This is a genomic window from Bradyrhizobium sp. USDA 4452 (assembly GCF_054063575.1).
Genome location: NZ_JBSSGK010000001.1, coordinates 2885521 through 2901719, shown reverse-complemented (window position 1 = coordinate 2901719; position 16199 = coordinate 2885521). Strand labels below are relative to the sequence as shown.

Genomic DNA, 16199 nt, shown 5'->3' with positions numbered 1-16199 from the left:
TCACACCCCCGTCGATGCGAGATGGACGGCATTCTCGATCCGCTGGTAGCAGCCGCAGCGACAGATATTGCCCGACATGGCCTCGCGGATCTGGTCGTGGCTCGGCTTCGGGTTCTGGTCCAAGAGTGCCGCGGCCTGCATGATCTGGCCGGCCTGGCAGTAGCCGCACTGCGGAACATTGACCTGGCGCCACGCCTTCTGCACCGGATGGTCGCCGGTCGGGTGCAGTCCCTCGATGGTGGTGATCTCGCGGCCAGCCGCGTCGGAGACCGAGGTGATGCAGGCGCGCACTGCCTCCTTGTCGATGATCACGGTGCAGGCGCCGCACAGGGCCTGGCCGCAGCCGAACTTGGTCCCGGTGAGGCCGACTTCGTCACGCAGATACCACAACAGCGAAAGATCCGGGTCGCCGTCCCAATTCTGTTCCTGGCCGTTGATTCTTAGTTTGATCATGGTCTGTCCTCGCTCTGCTTAAGCTATTGACCGGTGCGGGGGCAGGGACGGAACATCTTCCATCGCCAGCGGCCGCGCTGATGTTTGTTGTGCCAAGATACTGGTGAGCCAAATTGCCGTGCGCCAAGGTCTCGCGCTTTGTTCCAAGCACTCCTCTTGCTTGTCCGGCGCCGTGCGGGCGCAGCATGGTGAAGGGCTGCGATGTTAGCAGAGGCCGGCGCCGGGTGACTTCACAGGCAGGTGTTTACAGAACGGTGTTTTTGCATTTGCGGTTTGTCAAAAGCAGGGCCGTGCACGATGCAGAGATGACATCCGGAGGTGGCCGTGCCAGCGGCGCGGCCGCATCGCTGGCCCGTGCAGGTGCGGCGCGCTGCGGCCCCTCGGGGCGCAGGGGCGTTCCGGGGCTGCTGCCGCGCCGAAACCGCCGGCACGGCATGGTAAGCATGGATGACAAAATCCCCGCCGCAATGCACAAGCCATCTTGCGGCAGGCCGATTTCAAGGCTATTGCCTTCCCTCTCAACGCTCCCTTCGTCTAGCGGTTAGGACGCGGCCCTCTCAAGGCTGAAACAGGGGTTCGATTCCCCTAGGGAGCGCCATTCGGGAAATCATGACCTTGTTTTTCCGTGGCCTTTTGCCTGTTTTCCCAGATTCTCAGATGCGGTTTGGGAATTCTGTTCGACCTATGTTCGTTGAGGCGTGCTGCTGCGCGCTTGCCGCCACGGCCGCGATCGGCCTCACGGGTATATCTCTCCGCCTCTGACAGTGTGGTGTGACCAAGCGCGGCCATGATGTCATGCGCGCTACATTCGGCATCAGCGAGGAGTCGGCCAGTGTCTTACGCAACCCATGCGGCTTGCAGTCGAGCGGAAGGCCTGCGGCGCTGATCGTATCACGCATGAATCGGCTGAAGCCATCGACTGTGCATGGCTTGCCGTACTCGGTGTTGATGACGGTAACGTGCTTGCGCCGTGTTGCCGCCAGCGCCTTCTGCAGGTCTTCGCTCTCCGCCATGTCGACCAAGACGCCAGTCTTATGCCGTCTGTAGCAGGCGCCGCCGTCGACCTGGTGCCACGTCAACAGATGCGTGTCGACGCGCGCCGTGCCCTGTTCAGCATCAAGCTCTATGCGGTCCGCTGCTTTGTTCCGATTGGCCAGCGTTTCTCGAATGCGGCCATCTCTCGATCCGTCCAAGATCTGATCTTGCCGCCCTTGGGCGTTTGATGCCTGCGGTTGGATCAGGCGTGAGACCGAAATGGTTGATCAGGATGCGCTGCTTGCGAGGGCGAGAGTTAGTGGTTGGCCAAAGTCCAGCTCAACCCGACTTCGCTGCTTCCGGCTCAGCGGGGGATAGCGGTGGCAGTCGATGTCTGCTTATTCTCCGCCCCGAGGGCACCGCGCCGCCGTAACTGGGAGGGCGCGATGCATTGACTTGCGTCAAACTGAGGCCAAGCCAACACCGCTAGATGAGCCTATCCGAAGAAGAACTGGGGCATGATATGAGTATCCGTGGCCTGAAGTCTTTCATGATTGCCGGTGTGACCGCTGGTTTCGCCGCGGCCGCTCACGCTGAAGATGTCGATGTTGGTAAGGCGGAGTTTCAAGCTTCGTGCGCAAGCTGTCATGGCGTAGATGGAAAGGGCAAAGGACCTGTTGCTGGGCAGCTGAAGGTGCCGCCTGCCGATTTGACGGCCTTGGCCAAGAACAACAACGGGGTCTTTCCGATAACCGCCGTTTATGAAGCCATAGATGGGCGGAGAACAATTTCCGCGCACGGCACTCATGAAATGCCGATCTGGGGAGAACGATTCAATCCCGTCAAGAGCGCGCCTCACACGATTGATCCGACCTACGACGCGCTCGATCCTTCGCGGGACTTGCGGGAAGTCGTCGTGCGAACACGCATCCTCGCCGTTATCGATTACCTGAACCGCATCCAGCAGAAGTAGCGGCGCCGAAGGCGTTCGGGATCGCCGTGCCGCCGGCTCGCCGCTCGGCCGCGGAGGCGATAGATGAGCGGCAGCCGTACGCGCATCAAGTGCCGCCCCATCATTGATCCCCATCAAGGCCGCTGCGAGCAAAGTCGCTCATGGTCATATAGAAATGGAGGATCAACGATGACCGGCATTGTGCTCGATGCCCGGCAAATTCAGAACGCCCAGCTCCCGTTCGCCTCTGGCTCGAACAGCAGATTTCGGCCGCTCTTGGTCCGAGGCCGACATCCGGAGCTGATGCGGAAGTGGTCCGACTGCCTGCTGTCATCCATGACCATCATCGCGGGGCTGTTCCTGCTCTGGCCCGGACCGGCGCAAGCTGGGGAAATCCGGGATGTGCAAACACTTGCGCCTCTGGTCGGGAAGGTCATCCAAAGTGTCGTCGGCATAAAGGTCGGCACTGAGACTTCCCGGTCAATGGACGCTGGTCCCGAGCTTCCGCCTCGCATCATGCAGGATGTGTATGGTGCGGGCGTCGTCATCAAGGCGGAGTCCGGATTGATCGTGACGAGCAATCATCTGGTCAGCGGCGCCACGACGCTTGCGGTCCGATTGCCGGACGGGCGCCAGCTTGACGCCCGGTTCGTGGTAGCCGACGAGCGATACGACCTCGCGATGCTGAGGATTTCGGCGTCCGGCCTGACCTCGGCCCGCATCGGCCGATCGATCGACGTAGAGCCTGGGGATTTCGTCGTTGCGGTCGGTGGCTCCTCGGGGTTCACTCAAAGCATTAGTTTCGGCATCGTCAGCGCCCTGCATCGTTCGTCGCCTGGTGTTCCCTGCCAGGATCTCATTCAGACCGACGCGTTGCTGGATCGCGGCAGTGCAGGCGGGCCGCTGTTCAATCTGCGGGGCGAAGTGATCGGCATTGTTGCCGCCATCACCGGCGAGACCGAATCCGAGCGCGCCTTTGCGATTCCCTCGGATGCCATCGATCGCCTCTTCGTCCGGATGAACTAGATGTTCAGTGCGCCCGTGGATCGATTTGCAGCCGTTTGATCCGCTGAAATCACGACAGCCGCATGAATTGCAGTCACTATCGCGACGTACACCGTCAATGATCTCTTGTGGTGCATCTCGCCATCCTTGCCAGGCAAGCCAAAGCAGGTAGGGGCGCGCAACGGCCGCGAGCTTCCGGGAGTGGCTCTCGACGTGCGTAGCCAGCGCTGCGGCTCCATCCTCGACGGTGCTTCCCATATGAACCGATAGCTCGCCGAATGATCCTGCGGCGAAAACGGGCGGTTACAAAAAGCTGCACGGCTTATTGATCCAGATCAGCTTGACCTTCCATTTTTGATCGATGCTGGCGGATCATCGTGTACGCGAAGCTCTGGGGAATTTGCCATGTTGGCCTTGGATGTCATGCGCACGTCTTTCGCGACGATCACGCCCGGCGCACCATTGCTCGATGCTGTTCGTCTATTGCTGGAAACGGGACAGCGCGGCTTGCCTGTGCTCGATGCCGCAGGGGCGTTGATCGGAGTCATCTCGGAGGGCGACTTCCTTCACCGTCGCGAACTCGGCGTGCATTGGCCGGAGGGCTTTTGGCTCGAATGGCTGCTGAGCAGAGAGGAGGGGCGGCTGGTCCGCGAGCGGACCCGGGCGCTGAGCGTCGACGCTGTGATGAGCCGCAAGCCCGTCTGCGTCGACGAGTGCGCGACTGTGGACGAGATCGTGGTCGAAATGGACAAGCATCAGATATCGCAAGTCATGGTACTCCGGGGTACACGCGTCGTCGGCATCGTCGGGCGTGTGCAGCTGATCACCGCGCTTGAGCGGATACTCGCGCGATCCGAGGGCAACTGACGCGGAAGACCCGGCAGGCAATTGCGGAGCGTGCGATTGCTCCGGACGCGCTTCCGGTCGAGCCGCAACGGCGGCGAGAAACTAGGCTCAGTTTGGCGCCTTGCCATCAAAGAAATTTCCGAATTGACCTCGCTCAAGGCGCCCGTGCAGCCGATTGCGGATGCTAGGCAATGCCTATCAAATGCTGACGAGGTTCGCCATGACTGACCTAGTGAAGTCGCCGACCGTCAGGCAACGGGCAAATTTTGAAGCAGATATTGGTAGCGCGAAGTCGACCGATCACCGCTGGCTACTGGATGCGTTGGAGGATGACGAGGTTCGTGAGGCCCTGAAGCACGATGCGGCGCCCACATCCTCGGAGGCGGACGGCAGGCCGGCGCATGACTGACGATCCGCCATCGACTCGTCCGAGCCCGAAGCCGGCTCACCGTGTCGACAGGGCCGTGGTACTCCCGGATCGGCAGCCCAACAGCGCCGAAGAGGACGGCCGTGTGCCTGGCGCTCTGCGCAGCATCCTGCAATCGCCAAGCTATCAGGAGGCGGATCAGGACGAAGAATTTCTGCAGAGCGAAGCCACACGCGGCATTCGCCTCCAACTTGATTTCCTCAAGACCGAAACCCTGCTTCGGGAGCATCAGATCGCTCACACCATCGTCGTCTTTGGCAGCACTCGCATTTGCGAAGCGCAGGCGGCACGCCGGGCCGTCGCCTCGATGGCTGACGTGCTCGCGTTGAATCCTGACGATGACGACCTGCAGCGCCGTCTCAAGACGGCACGGAGTCTTGCGGCGAAGAGCAAGTACTACAAAATCGCACGCCAGTTCGGGCAGATCGTCGGTGCCGCAAGCGAAAAGGCCATCGGCGGCCGTCTGATGATCATGACTGGCGGCGGGCCTGGTATCATGGAAGCCGCCAACCGGGGTGCGCACGATGCCGATGCCCCATCGATCGGACTCAACATCGCCCTTCCGAAAGAGCAGGACCCCAACCCCTATGTCACGCCGGAGCTCTGCTTCAGGTTCCACTATTTCGCGATGCGAAAGTTGCATTTCTTGATGCGCGCCCGCGCGCTGGTGGCATTCCCTGGCGGCTTTGGCACGATGGACGAACTGTTCGAGGTGCTGTCGTTGGCGCAGACCCGGAAGATTGCGCCGGTGCCGGTTGTGCTGGTTGGCGAGTCGTACTGGCGTCGCGTGTTTGATCCGGACTTCCTGGTCGACGAGGGTGTCATCAATCCGGAAGACAGGTGCCTGTTCTGGTTTGCGGAGTCCGCCGAGGAAACCTGGCAGGGCATTCTGCGGTGGTACGAGGCGGCCGGCCGACCGCTTCTGCCGATCGGAGACGACGCCTCACGGGGCAAGTCGATCAGGAAAGAGGGCGAATCGTGAAATTATCCTTTCATGGCGCCGATCGAGCGGTGACCGGGTCCTGCCACCTGGTCGAATGTCTGAACCGGCGCATTCTCATCGATTGCGGTCTCTTTCAAGGAAGCCGCGACCTAGTGGAAGAGAACATCGCCGCCTTCGGGTTCGATCCTTCAACGATCGACTATGTTCTGCTGACCCATGCCCACCTGGATCACTGCGGCAGGATTCCATTGCTTGCGAAGCGCGGGTTCAAGGGTGAAGTGATCACGACTGCGGCCAGTCGCGAGCTGGCCCGCCTCGTTCTGGTCGATGCGGCGCATCTTCAGGAAGAAGACGCACAGCGGAGAGCGCGCCAATGGCGCCGGCGCGGCGAAGAAGATGTGCGGTCGCCGCTCTACACCGTCGTGGATGCGCTCGATTGCTTTGATCGGTTTGGAAGGACGGCTGAATATGGGCAGCCTTTGCCGCTCGCGGAGGGACTTCGTGCGACCTTCTTCGATGCCGGCCATATCCTGGGCTCTGCTAGCATTCTGATCGAGGTCGCCGAGCATGGCCGCGCGCGTTCGGTCCTGTTCTCGGGCGATCTTGGCAACGCCGGTCGCCCCTGCTGCGGCTCCCCAGTCCTCCCGCTCGCGCCGACATTGTCGTCATGGAATCGACGTATGGAGACAGGCTCCATCGGTCGCTGAAAGACTCCATCGAAGAGCTTTACGGCGCGATCAGCAGCACGCTGGCGCGCGGCGGCAACGTCATTATCCCGACCTTCGCGCTCGAGCGCGCCCAGGAAATCCTATATGTCCTGCGTCAAGGGGTGGAGTACAGCAGGCTGCCGCCGACTATGCAAATCTTTCTGGACTCGCCGATGGCGATCTCGGCGACCGAGATATTCAAGCGGCATTCCGAATCTCTCAGCTCCGAAGCCGCTTCCATGTTTCGCGAAGGGCGGGATCCGCTGCAGCCGGCAAACCTGCGTCTGGTCCGCGAGAGCGCCGATTCGGTTGCCATCAACAGGATAACCGGAGGCGCGGTCATCATGGCAGGCTCGGGGATGTGCACCGGCGGCAGAATTCGCCATCATCTCCGGCACAATATCTGGCGCAAGGAATCGGCGATCGTGTTCGTCGGATACGCCGCTTCGGGAACGATTGCGCGGCAGATCATCGATGGGGCCAACTTCGTGCGGTTGTTCGGCGAAGACGTTGCGATTCGCAGCACGATCTACACGATCAACGGATTTTCAGCTCACGCGGACCAGCAGGAGTTGCTGGTATGGCGACGCGCGATCGAGGGATGCGAGGCAACGTTCCTGGTTCATGGCGAAGAGCCTGCAATGCAGGCGCTCGCCGCGCATTTGGAGGACCAGCGAGTCGAGTTGCCGCGTCTGGGCGACGTGTTTGATCTGTAGATGGCGGGCCGGACAATTCGGCCAAACGAGCTTGCTGAGCCGCCTGTCGCTTCAGCTCGCTGCCTTCATGTCCTCGGGGGATTCGACGTAGAAGCCGGTATAGGTATCCACGAAGCAGAGATGGTCGTGCACCTTCTTGACGCCGGCAGTGTTCTCCGCGGCTACGATGGTCGCTTCGCGCGCTTGGTCGCTGGTGACGATCCCATGCAGATGGACAACGCCGTTGCGGACGGTGACCTCGAACCCGATAGGGCGCCAGGTTACGGCGTCGATCTGCCGGAGGATACGATCGCGGATATGGTCGTCGTCCGCGGTCGGATCCGGGATCTCATGCGCCAGACTGGCCACGGCCTGGAGCAGGTTCGAACGGGTCACGATGCCGACGAGGTCCTTGCCGCGCATCACGGGCAGGCGCTTGATGTCCTTCTTCTCCATAAGGTGCACCAGCTCCTCGAGCGGCGTTTCTTCCCCGACCGTGACCGGATCCGGCGTCATCACGTCCTCGATCTTGCGACCGCGCTCGTGGACGAAGTCCTCGGCGGCGCGGCCAGGTCCAAACAGGAACTGGAGAATGGCCGAACGCTTGCGCCCGGTTCCGATCTCCCCGCGGCGCAAGAAATCGCTTTCCGAGACGATTCCCGTCAACCTGCCGTCATCGACGACCGGCAGCCCGCTGATGTGATTTCGAAGCATGATGTTGGCGGCATCCTCGATCGCGGTTCGAGGCGTAACAGTGATGACGTTCTTGGTCATGATCTGGTGGGCGCGCATCGATGCCTCCGATGAACCTTTCGATTACAAAGCAGTCGCTTTCGCACGGCATTCCTTGACGAGGCTCAACCGCTTGCAATGGCGCGTACGAGATCTGGACCTGCGTGTCAGGAAGATTGGATGTCGTGAGTGCTTCAGCCTATCGCGAGCGAGAGCGTCGTAGTGCCCGTAGCGCCAATGCTCTCAGTCGCTTCGTCGCGATGCTTTCCGATACGTGAATGGTGATCAGAAGCGACCCGAATATGAGAATCATCAAGATTGCCTTTGCTGTTTCACTGGCCATTGCAGAAACTCCGAATGTGCGGCGGTTTTGGTTGCCTTTAGCGAGCCTGTTTCTCCGACTCCTGGTCTTCAGGAGATTTCAGACAGAAGCCCGAGAAGCTATCGCCCCAGTAGAGGTGATCATGCACCTCGCGGACGCCGGGAACGTTCTCGGCCGCGACGACCGCAGCCTTGCGGAATCTGCTTTCCGTGATCAGGCCACTCAAGTGGACGATGCCATCCCGGACGATGACGCTGAGTCCGAGCGGGCACCAGGCGTTGTGTTCGATCTCGTCCAGAATGCGCCGCCGGATCCGGTCGTCATTCTCGGTTGGAGCAGGTACGCCGCGTGCAAGGCTCGCCACGGTTCGCAGCAGGTTGCTGCGGGTGATTATGCCGACAAGCTTGCCGCCGCGAACAACCGGCAGCCGCTTGACGTTGTTCGTCTCCATCAGTTCGACGACCGTCGTCAGCGGCGCATCCTCGGCTACGGTGACCGGCGCGCGTGTCATGATCTCGGAGACCTTGCGGCCGTGCTCGAACACGTAGTCTTCAGCCCATTTTCCTGGTCCGAGAATGAAGGTCATCAACCAGTTTCGCTTCCTTTCGGTGCCGAGCTCGCTGCGATGAAGAAAATCCCCTTCGGTGATGATTCCGACGAGCGTTCCGTCGCGACCGACGACCGGCAGGCCGCTTACGTGGTGCCGAAGCATGATGTTTGCCGCGTCGAGGATGGTGCTGTCCGGCGCTGTCGAGAGCACCTTGCGGGCCATGATCTGGTGCGCGTACATCCGATATCTCCCATCGTCCTGGAAAGTAACAATCAGCCTAACTCCAGATGCGTGGGACGCGTTGATCTGACACAAGCGGCAAATTGGGTGCGGTTTGATCTGGCGCAAAGATCAAGCGCGATCGCTGCGTTACAAGGTCGGGGTCCTTGCAAGCCGAACACGCACGTCCTTTAGAGAGGCCAGATCGCGTTGCCGGGCTGCGTTGGATGAAGGGCGGCGTTCGCCGTTGCACCCCCGTCGGCGGAGCCGCCCTTCCTCTGGACCGTTCCAATAGCGAAGACCGAGGGTCGCATGCAAAAGGACTATGCCGACGTCTGCAAGCACATCTCCAACAATCTGGGCCAGCTTCGCAAGGGCATTCCGGAAACCATGCGAGCGTTCTCGGCCATGGCGCAGGCGGCCACCAGAAATGGTGCGCTTGATGCACGAACGAAGGAACTGATCGCGCTTGCACTGGGCGTTGCCGCTCACTGCGACGGCTGCATCGGCTTCCACGCCGAGGCCCTGGTCAAGAGCTTGGCGTCGGCCGCAAGGAGGTCGAGGAGGCGCTCGGATTGGCGGTCTATATGGGCGGAGGACCGTCCCTGATGTACGCCGCTGACGCTCTGGGGGCGTACGACCAGTTTCAGGAGCGCGCGGCGGTTGCCGAGCCGGCGATGGATTGATCCGATCGTCGCCACGCGCCGCGAGGCGTTGGCGAGTTGCTGAAGGATCCGGAGCTGTCGTCGTTCGATAGCCGGGAGAATGGTGCGATGTGCTCTGGAGATGGCAAGCGGCGGCTGCCGCAGCAACATGGGAACGAAGCCGTCATCGTTGGGCGGCCGCCACGTCAAGCGGCGAAGAATGCCGATGAGGCGGTGCAGAAGAAGCCGCGTGCCCGAAAGCTTCAGGACGACGCTTCATATTGGGCGTCCCGCGCCGAGCGGACGAAGCGGCAAGCCGCGCGACATCCGGACCAGGCGACTCGCGATCATTTCATGAAAATCGCGGCCGGATATGAGGCACTCGCCCGCTCGGCCCGTAGCGTCGGGCGGGATCCAGATTAGGCCGACGACGGACGTAGAGCTCCGGGGTGGCAGGACGCGCGGTCCATCCGCGTGAATTGATCATGATCAAGGGCTTTGGGCCGGAGTGCGTTCAAAATGGGGCCTGCAGAAAAGGAGGCGCTTTGCCATGACGCGCAACGTCGGACTCATCGATCAGTACGCCCGGATCGTCATCGGTCTGGCTCTGATTGCATATACCGTGAAGGACGGCTCGCTTGGAGCGGGATGGCTGATCGTCGGGACTCTCGGATTCGTTCTGATCGCGACAGCACTCCTCTCGTACTGTCCGCTGTACACGTTGTTGGGAGTCAATACTCGGCAAAAGTCCAGCTCGGTCTAGAAATCCGAGAACAATAATGGATGAAAACCTCACTCTTGCCGAGTTGCGGTCGCGACTCGATCGTCTCGGCGCGGGCGCTGTCTTGAGAATTTCCGATCGTGATTACGAGCGGCTGTTTGGGATCAACGAAGTCGCTGCCGCCAAGGCCGCAGAGTTTGCCAGGAAGCATCGCTGCGTGAGTGTTCCGGGCGAAGGTTCGGTGTACTTCCGAAAGTCGAATTCCGACGCGTATGGTTCAGTCGATCTGGTGCAGGACGCGCCCTCAATTGCCAGCTGAACCCGACATCCGTTCAACGAAACGGTCAGTCGAGAGTGATGATGGTCAGAAGCAGCTGGAAGATCTCCCAGCCGGCGGCGACCAGTAATGTCCCAACGATGAGCAGACGGCCGTACCATGAGACGGTCGGACCGCTCCGACGCTGCCGGCGTCGAAGCTGATTGACCGTCGCCATTGAGGCAAGGGTTGGAACGGCGTGAGCATGCCGATCGCTCGGGTCGTCAAGTCTCAGTTCGTTTTGTTGCCGTGATCGATCCATTTGTGGTCAAAGCCGTGCATCGTACAATCGAAGCGGGCACCTCAGATCTGTCTTTCGCATGCCTACAGGGGCTGATCGTCTTCTGTCGATGGTTCTTCCTCCAACGAGACAAAGTCGCCACCGCCATAGTCGTCCTCCGGCGGCGGGTAGATGATCTTCACCAACTGGTCGTCGACCCGCTTTACGCCAGCGACGTTCTCAACCGCAACGGTCGCGGCCTTGCGTGCATTGTCGCTCCGGATGTTGCCGCGCAGGCTGACGACCCCGTCGCGCACGCTCACGTTCAGCGCAGCCGGTCGCCAGGGCGCATGCGCCAGCGCCGCAATGACAGATGCACCAATCTGGTCATCGTTGCCGGAGGAGGATAGGTCGAGACGAAGGCTTGCGATGGCGGTCATGAAATCCGTGCGTGTGACCATCCCGACCAGCTTCTTGTCTCGCATGACCGGAAATCGCGTGACGCCGTGCGATTCCATCAGTTGAACGACCTGCTCGAGTGGGGTGTCCTCCTCGATAGTGATAGGATTGGGGGACATGATCTGACTGACCTTGCGGCCGTGTTGGCGGGCGAAGTCGAGTGCGACCTGGCTCGTGCCGGCGAGCATCGCAAGCCAGCGGCCGCGGCGCTTCTCCGTTCCGACTTCCACGCGCCGGACGAAGTCTCCGTCCGACAGCATCCCGATCAGTGCTCCATCCCGATCGACGACCGGAAGGCCGCTGATGTGATGCGATAGCATCGTCTTGATGGCATCGATCACCGATGCATCGGCATCGATCGTGATGACGTTTCGCGACATGATCTCCCGTACGTGCACGGCGCCGATCCTCCGACGTGAGCTGACAAAGCTCAGCTAACTCCTTGAAGAAGCAACGCGCGTTGATCCTTATCAACCGGACGGTCGTGCAGTTGCGTTGATACTGCCTGATATTTGGCAGGCAACCGAGTTCGCCACGTGGCTGACAACTGCGCTTCGTCCGGCGGTCGGAGCTAGACGGCTCGGCTATGTCGCGCTGCGGCGCGGCCGAGGTGAGCGTCGAATGCCGAGGCGACGCTGCGGACCAGGAATTCCGCGTCATCGTTGATCAGGAGGCGGTCACCCCTCATCGTCACAGCGCCGTCCGCGATCAGCCTGTCGAGCCGGGAGCAATCGACGACGGCCGAACGCGGGTCCCAGCGGTGCCGGCGGCATATCTGCGGCAAGTCGACGGCCATGTCGCACATGATGCGTTCGATGATGTCGGCGCGGAAGCGATCCTCCGCCGTCAGCCTGTAGCCCTTGACGGTGGCAAGCCGGTTCTCGGCGATGCGCGCCAGGTAGTCGCGTGTCGCGACTGCATTCTGCACGAAGCCCTGCGGCATGCGGCCGATTGCGCTGGCGCCGAGACCGATCAAGATCTCGGCAGAATCGTCCGTGTAGCCCTGGAAGTTACGCCGCAGCTGGCCGGCGCGCTTTGCCATGGCCAGATTGTCGCCGGGGAGCGCGAAATGGTCGAGGCCGATGCGGATGTATCCGGCATCGGTCAGTGCCTGCGCGATTGCCTCGGACTGACGATGCCGCTCGAGGCTATCCGGCAGCAAGTCCTCGTCGATCATGCGCTGGTGCTTCTTGAAGGAAGGAATATGGGCGTATCCGAACACGGAAAACCGGTCGGGCCGCAGCGCGACGCATTTGTCGATGGTGTCCAGGCAGGAAGCGACAGTCTGAGCGGGCAGGCCGTAGAGCAGGTCGAAGTTGACGCGGCCGACGCCGGCATGGCGCAGCCGCTCGACCGCTTCCGCGGTCTGCTCAAGGCTCTGCGACCGATTGATGGCGTGCTGAACGACAGGATCGAAGCTCTGAACGCCAAGGCTCGCGCGGTTGACGCCGCTGTAACCCAATGCTTCCGCCATCGGCTCGGTCAGGGTGCGGGGATCGATCTCGACGGCGATCTCGGCGTCGGCCTGCACGAAGAACGAGTAGCGCAGCGCACTGACGAGGTCGGCAAAGGTCTCCGGCGTCATGATCGTCGGGGTGCCGCCTCCGAAATGGATATGGGAGACGGGCAATCGCTGACCGACCGCTTCCGCAACGAGGTGGGCTTCGGTGCGAAGGCCGGCGGCGTAAATGGCGATCGGTTCGCTGTGCTTGGTGATGGAGGTGTGGCACCCGCAGTACCAGCACATCGACCGGCAAAACGGCACATGCAGGTAGATCGAGGCCGGCCGCCGAGCTGGAACAGACCTCAGCCATGTCCCGTAATCAGCCTCGCCGACCGACGCAGAAAAATGAGGAGCTGTCGGATAGCTGGTGTAGCGCGGCAGTCTGTCCTGCCCATAGGTGATTGCCAAGCTCGACCGCATTGGATTCCTTGCCTCTCGCGCGCCCCCGATCATCGGGGCCCGGCTCGCCCTTTCACGCCGCCATGACCCGGTTCGACATCGCACGGTTGCGAAGCTCCACCCGGCGCGAGGTCGGCAGCGAGATCACGCCGCTGTGCTCGAGCTGGGTAAAGGTACGTGACACCGTTTCGATCGTCAGACCGAGATAGTCGGCGATATCCTGCCGCGACATCGGAAGCTCGATGGCGGCATTCTTGACGGCTCGGTGGGCCATGTCGTTGAGGAAGCCGACGACGCGATCTTCTGCGCTGCAGATCAGCAGCATCAGATGCTCCTGAAAGCGACGCAATTCCTGAGCCGTCGCATCCCACAGTTGCCGTGCCAGATCCTTTTCGTGCGTCGCACGGACCATGAGCGCGGCCCGCTTGACCACGATGACCCGCGTCTCGGAAACGGCCTCGGCCGAGGAAATATGGGTCTCGCCGGCTTCGAAGCCGAAGATGTCGCCGGGCAGATAGAATGCGCCGATCTGGCGACGTCCGTCTTCCAGTATCTTGTAGGTTCGGACCGCGCCGGAAACGACCTGGTAGAGGTATTCCGCGGCCTCGTCCTCGCCGTAGATCTCGCTGTTGCGAGCGAACCGCATCGGCATCCCGATCATGCCGAAGGGCCCTTCGACGCGCGCCTGCCGGCTGAGGATGCTGGTCGGGTGACGGCTGTTCTCGAGAGAAATGGCGTTCTGGGTCTGCATGGCGACGCTCCATGGATGGGAAGTTCGATGGAGCCAGACTGATCGCATCTCCTGGATCGGGAAATTTGGATATTTCCCCTAAGTAGAAGCCACTTACGTATTTGTACGTAGGCTCCGGACAAGGCAGCCTCGCCTCGCGCCGAGCGGGTCGCTGGGGGTACGGGGCGAAGCGGGGCTAGCTCCCGTTCTTGTCAGGATAGGCAGCGCGCGTGCTGGCTCCATTCCTGTCCTGTTCCTGACGCCAGCGCGTCGTGCTGCGATCGGTCACGGCGAGCACGAGCGCGAAGATCGAGAAGATCAGACAGACGGCCGTGACGACAAGCAGTGTACTCAGTGCCATGTTGGACCCCTCGATCTGATCAGCCAGCCGCCTTGATGTCTTCCGGCGATTCGACGTAGTAGCCCGAGTAACCATCGACGAAGCAAAGATGGTCGCGGACTTCCTTGACGCCCGAGGTGTTCTCGGCAAGCACGATTGCGGCCTGGCGAGCTCGTTCATCGAAGATCAGGCCGTGCAGATGCACGGCGCCGTTGCGCACCCAGACCTGGAAGCCGGCGGGGCGCCAGCCGGTAGCGTTGATTTCGCGCAGAATCCGTTCACGGATATGGCTGTCATCGGCGGTCGGATCGGGAACTTCACGCGCCAGCGAAGCGACGGCCTGCAGGATGTCCGCCCGGGTGACGATCCCGACCATGGTCTTGCCGTTCACAACCGGCACCCGCTTCACGCCATGCTTGTGCATCAGATGCACGATTTCGTCGAGCGACGTCTGCTCCTCCACAGTGATTGGGTTCGCTGTCATGACATCTTCGACTTTGCGGCCGCGCTCATGCACGAAATCGGTCGCGGCACGACCCGTGCCGGTGAACAGCTCCAGCCATGCCGATCGCTTGTGTCCTGTGCCGATCTCGGTGCGCCGCAGGAAATCTCCCTCGGACACCATGCCCCTGAGCGTGCCGTCTTCGTCCATCACCGGCAGACCGCTGAGATGGCATCGCAGCATGATGTTGGCCGCGTCAAGGATCTTGGTGTGCGGACTGACGGCGATGATGTGCTTGGTCATGATCTGATGCGCGCGCATGTTGGGACCTCCGTGTTGAAAAACGAACCATAAACCGTCGCGCGCCCCGCACGTTGACCTGGCTCAACGGTCTGCCTGGCTGCGCTCCAGAGATTTCAAGAACAGCATGAAGTCGCCCACCTGGTCCGGCTCGAAGCTGAACTGCGGCATGGTCGGATGGCCGGTGACAATCCCTTCCGCCAGCGCCTCCTGCAGCATCTCGACCGGATAGCGTTCGTGCAATGTCCGGAACGGCGGTGCTATTTTCAGCGGGCTCGGGCTTACCCGGTCGATTGAATGGCAGCGAGCGCAATAGAGCTGCGCAAGGCGACGACCTTGCTCCTGGTCGGCTGCGGCCGGAGTCAGTGCGGCGCAGATCACGCCGATGATGGCGAGGCCGCGAGCGACATGATACTGAAATGTCCTGGCAGGATGTCTCACGAGACGGCTCGCGCTTAGTGAGACATCAGGACCGGGACGGTCATCGCACGCAGCATGTCGCGCGTCACGCCGCCGAGCAAAGTTTCCTGCAGGCGGGAGTGCCCGTATCCGCCCATTACCAGAAGGTCGAGGCTCTCGTCCGCCGCGATCGACAGCAGCATCGACTGAACCTCCGGTTTTGACGCCGGCAACGACGTGATCTTGGCCGGAAGCCCTTGCTTCGCAAGATAGCGCACCAGATGGTCGGTGGAGCTTTCAGAGGGAATTGGATCGGCCCCGCCGATCGTGATGATGGCGAGAGCGTCGGCTGCGCGCAGCAGCGGCATTGCGTCGTGGAGGGCGCGGGCAGCGAGCCGGCTGCCGTCCCAGCAGATCCCGATTCGCTTCGCCGAGAATGCGCCATGGAACGTATAGGGCATGAACAGGACGGGGCCACCGGCCTGGAACAGCAGTTCCCGCGGGATCACATTGTCGTAGCTGTGATATTCGCCCAGCGGCTGCGCCACCACGGTTAGGTCATGTAGTCGTGCGCTGGCGCAGATCATCTCGCGCGCATCGATGGGGAGTGCGCCCACAGCGCGGGTCGCATAGGATATCCCCGCATTCCGCGCCTCGATATCGAAGACGCGTAGCGCGGCCTCGGCGCGTTCGAGGGCCTGTGCGTGTTCCACCTCGAACAGCGAGGCGACCGCCACGCTCCCTTCAACGACGAGCGGCACGCTGGCAGTCTCGTAGCCGATCGCCATTGCGTCGAGATGGGCGCCGGTGGCGAGCGCGAGGGAGACCGATCCGTCGACCGCCGGACGCGGCGACAGCTCTGTCGGAATGTGGACCAGGATGTTCTTGAACATGACCGT

21 protein-coding genes, 1 tRNA gene and 1 pseudogene are annotated in these 16199 nt (G+C 61.7%); 12 read left to right on the top strand and 11 right to left on the bottom strand.

Features of this window, described 5'->3' with window-relative positions; genetic code table 11:
* Positions 1-453, bottom strand: coding sequence for a (2Fe-2S)-binding protein (locus ACVISU_RS13930; protein WP_050402667.1), 453 nt, complete (start codon positions 451-453; stop codon positions 1-3).
* 523 nt (positions 454-976) lie between these two features.
* On the opposite strand from ACVISU_RS13930, the gene ACVISU_RS13925 reads away from it, so the two are divergent.
* A tRNA-Glu gene (locus ACVISU_RS13925) sits at positions 977-1051 on the top strand.
* A gap of 55 nt (positions 1052-1106) precedes the next feature.
* Here ACVISU_RS13925 and ACVISU_RS13920 read toward each other — a convergent pair.
* Positions 1107-1646, bottom strand: a complete 540-nt coding sequence (locus tag ACVISU_RS13920; protein WP_456707317.1) for a hypothetical protein — start codon at positions 1644-1646, stop codon at positions 1107-1109.
* 272 nt (positions 1647-1918) lie between these two features.
* Between ACVISU_RS13920 and ACVISU_RS13915 the strand changes: the two genes are divergently transcribed.
* The 7 genes from ACVISU_RS13915 (at position 1919) to ACVISU_RS13885 (ending at position 7024) form a co-directional block, all read left to right on the top strand.
* Positions 1919-2401 carry a c-type cytochrome gene (locus ACVISU_RS13915; protein ID WP_456707316.1) on the top strand — a complete coding sequence of 161 codons (483 nt, stop codon included), beginning with the start codon at positions 1919-1921 and terminating at the stop codon, positions 2399-2401.
* A gap of 168 nt (positions 2402-2569) precedes the next feature.
* A complete protein-coding gene (locus tag ACVISU_RS13910) occupies positions 2570-3406 on the top strand; it encodes a S1C family serine protease (RefSeq protein WP_456707315.1) in 837 nt (278 codons plus the stop codon).
* A gap of 384 nt (positions 3407-3790) precedes the next feature.
* Positions 3791-4252 carry a CBS domain-containing protein gene (locus ACVISU_RS13905; RefSeq protein ID WP_050402664.1) on the top strand — a complete coding sequence of 154 codons (462 nt, stop codon included), beginning with the start codon at positions 3791-3793 and terminating at the stop codon, positions 4250-4252.
* Between the two features lie 199 nt (positions 4253-4451).
* Positions 4452-4640, top strand: coding sequence for a hypothetical protein (locus ACVISU_RS13900; protein ID WP_157113327.1), 189 nt, complete (start codon positions 4452-4454; stop codon positions 4638-4640).
* The gene (locus ACVISU_RS13895) at positions 4633-5640 is read left to right on the top strand and encodes an LOG family protein (RefSeq protein ID WP_456707314.1); all 1008 of its coding nucleotides are present in this window, start codon (positions 4633-4635) and stop codon (positions 5638-5640) included. The genes ACVISU_RS13900 and ACVISU_RS13895 overlap by 8 nt, the downstream gene beginning before the upstream one ends.
* On the top strand, positions 5637-6308 hold the full coding sequence (locus ACVISU_RS13890) for an MBL fold metallo-hydrolase (protein ID WP_456707313.1): 672 nt from the start codon (positions 5637-5639) through the stop codon (positions 6306-6308). The genes ACVISU_RS13895 and ACVISU_RS13890 overlap by 4 nt, the downstream gene beginning before the upstream one ends.
* Positions 6269-7024, top strand: a complete 756-nt coding sequence (locus ACVISU_RS13885) for an MBL fold metallo-hydrolase RNA specificity domain-containing protein (protein WP_456707312.1) — start codon at positions 6269-6271, stop codon at positions 7022-7024. The genes ACVISU_RS13890 and ACVISU_RS13885 overlap by 40 nt, the downstream gene beginning before the upstream one ends.
* Positions 7025-7075: 51 nt before the next feature.
* Here the strand turns inward: ACVISU_RS13885 and ACVISU_RS13880 are convergent, their stop codons facing one another.
* Positions 7076-7795: a CBS domain-containing protein gene (locus ACVISU_RS13880; RefSeq protein ID WP_050402660.1), complete on the bottom strand. Its 720-nt coding sequence runs from the start codon at positions 7793-7795 to the stop codon at positions 7076-7078.
* A gap of 320 nt (positions 7796-8115) precedes the next feature.
* On the bottom strand, positions 8116-8847 hold the full coding sequence (locus ACVISU_RS13875) for a CBS domain-containing protein (protein ID WP_456707311.1): 732 nt from the start codon (positions 8845-8847) through the stop codon (positions 8116-8118).
* A 291-nt stretch (positions 8848-9138) separates the two neighbouring features.
* Here ACVISU_RS13875 and ACVISU_RS13870 point away from each other — a divergent pair.
* The 4 genes and pseudogenes from ACVISU_RS13870 to ACVISU_RS13855 all read left to right on the top strand — a co-directional run bounded on the left by ACVISU_RS13870 (position 9139) and on the right by ACVISU_RS13855 (position 10510).
* A pseudogene (locus ACVISU_RS13870) lies at positions 9139-9512 on the top strand (carboxymuconolactone decarboxylase family protein).
* 36 nt (positions 9513-9548) lie between these two features.
* Positions 9549-9893, top strand: coding sequence for a hypothetical protein (locus tag ACVISU_RS13865; protein ID WP_456707310.1), 345 nt, complete (start codon positions 9549-9551; stop codon positions 9891-9893).
* A 127-nt stretch (positions 9894-10020) separates the two neighbouring features.
* The gene (locus ACVISU_RS13860; RefSeq protein WP_050402656.1) at positions 10021-10233 is read left to right on the top strand and encodes a YgaP family membrane protein; all 213 of its coding nucleotides are present in this window, start codon (positions 10021-10023) and stop codon (positions 10231-10233) included.
* A gap of 16 nt (positions 10234-10249) precedes the next feature.
* On the top strand, positions 10250-10510 hold the full coding sequence (locus ACVISU_RS13855; protein ID WP_456707309.1) for a hypothetical protein: 261 nt from the start codon (positions 10250-10252) through the stop codon (positions 10508-10510).
* A gap of 321 nt (positions 10511-10831) precedes the next feature.
* On the opposite strand, the gene ACVISU_RS13850 is transcribed toward ACVISU_RS13855, so the two are convergent.
* The 7 genes from ACVISU_RS13850 to ACVISU_RS13820 all read right to left on the bottom strand — a co-directional run bounded on the left by ACVISU_RS13850 (position 10832) and on the right by ACVISU_RS13820 (position 16193).
* Entirely contained in the window at positions 10832-11566 is a 735-nt protein-coding gene (locus ACVISU_RS13850) for a CBS domain-containing protein (protein WP_456707308.1), read from the bottom strand.
* Between the two features lie 191 nt (positions 11567-11757).
* Positions 11758-13110 (bottom strand): oxygen-independent coproporphyrinogen III oxidase, encoded by a 1353-nt coding sequence (hemN, locus tag ACVISU_RS13845; protein WP_456707307.1) that lies wholly within the window; start codon positions 13108-13110, stop codon positions 11758-11760.
* Between the two features lie 52 nt (positions 13111-13162).
* Positions 13163-13840, bottom strand: a complete 678-nt coding sequence (locus tag ACVISU_RS13840) for a helix-turn-helix domain-containing protein (protein WP_456707306.1) — start codon at positions 13838-13840, stop codon at positions 13163-13165.
* Positions 13841-14015: 175 nt separating this feature from the next.
* A complete protein-coding gene (locus ACVISU_RS13835; RefSeq protein ID WP_157113328.1) occupies positions 14016-14180 on the bottom strand; it encodes a hypothetical protein in 165 nt (54 codons plus the stop codon).
* A gap of 19 nt (positions 14181-14199) precedes the next feature.
* Complete coding sequence (locus ACVISU_RS13830; protein ID WP_050402653.1) at positions 14200-14922, bottom strand: CBS domain-containing protein; 723 nt, start codon at positions 14920-14922, stop codon at positions 14200-14202.
* Between the two features lie 63 nt (positions 14923-14985).
* Positions 14986-15279, bottom strand: coding sequence for a c-type cytochrome (locus tag ACVISU_RS13825; RefSeq protein ID WP_430641539.1), 294 nt, complete (start codon positions 15277-15279; stop codon positions 14986-14988).
* 77 nt (positions 15280-15356) lie between these two features.
* The gene (locus ACVISU_RS13820) at positions 15357-16193 is read right to left on the bottom strand and encodes a universal stress protein (RefSeq protein ID WP_050402651.1); all 837 of its coding nucleotides are present in this window, start codon (positions 16191-16193) and stop codon (positions 15357-15359) included.
* Positions 16194-16199 lie beyond the last annotated feature (6 nt).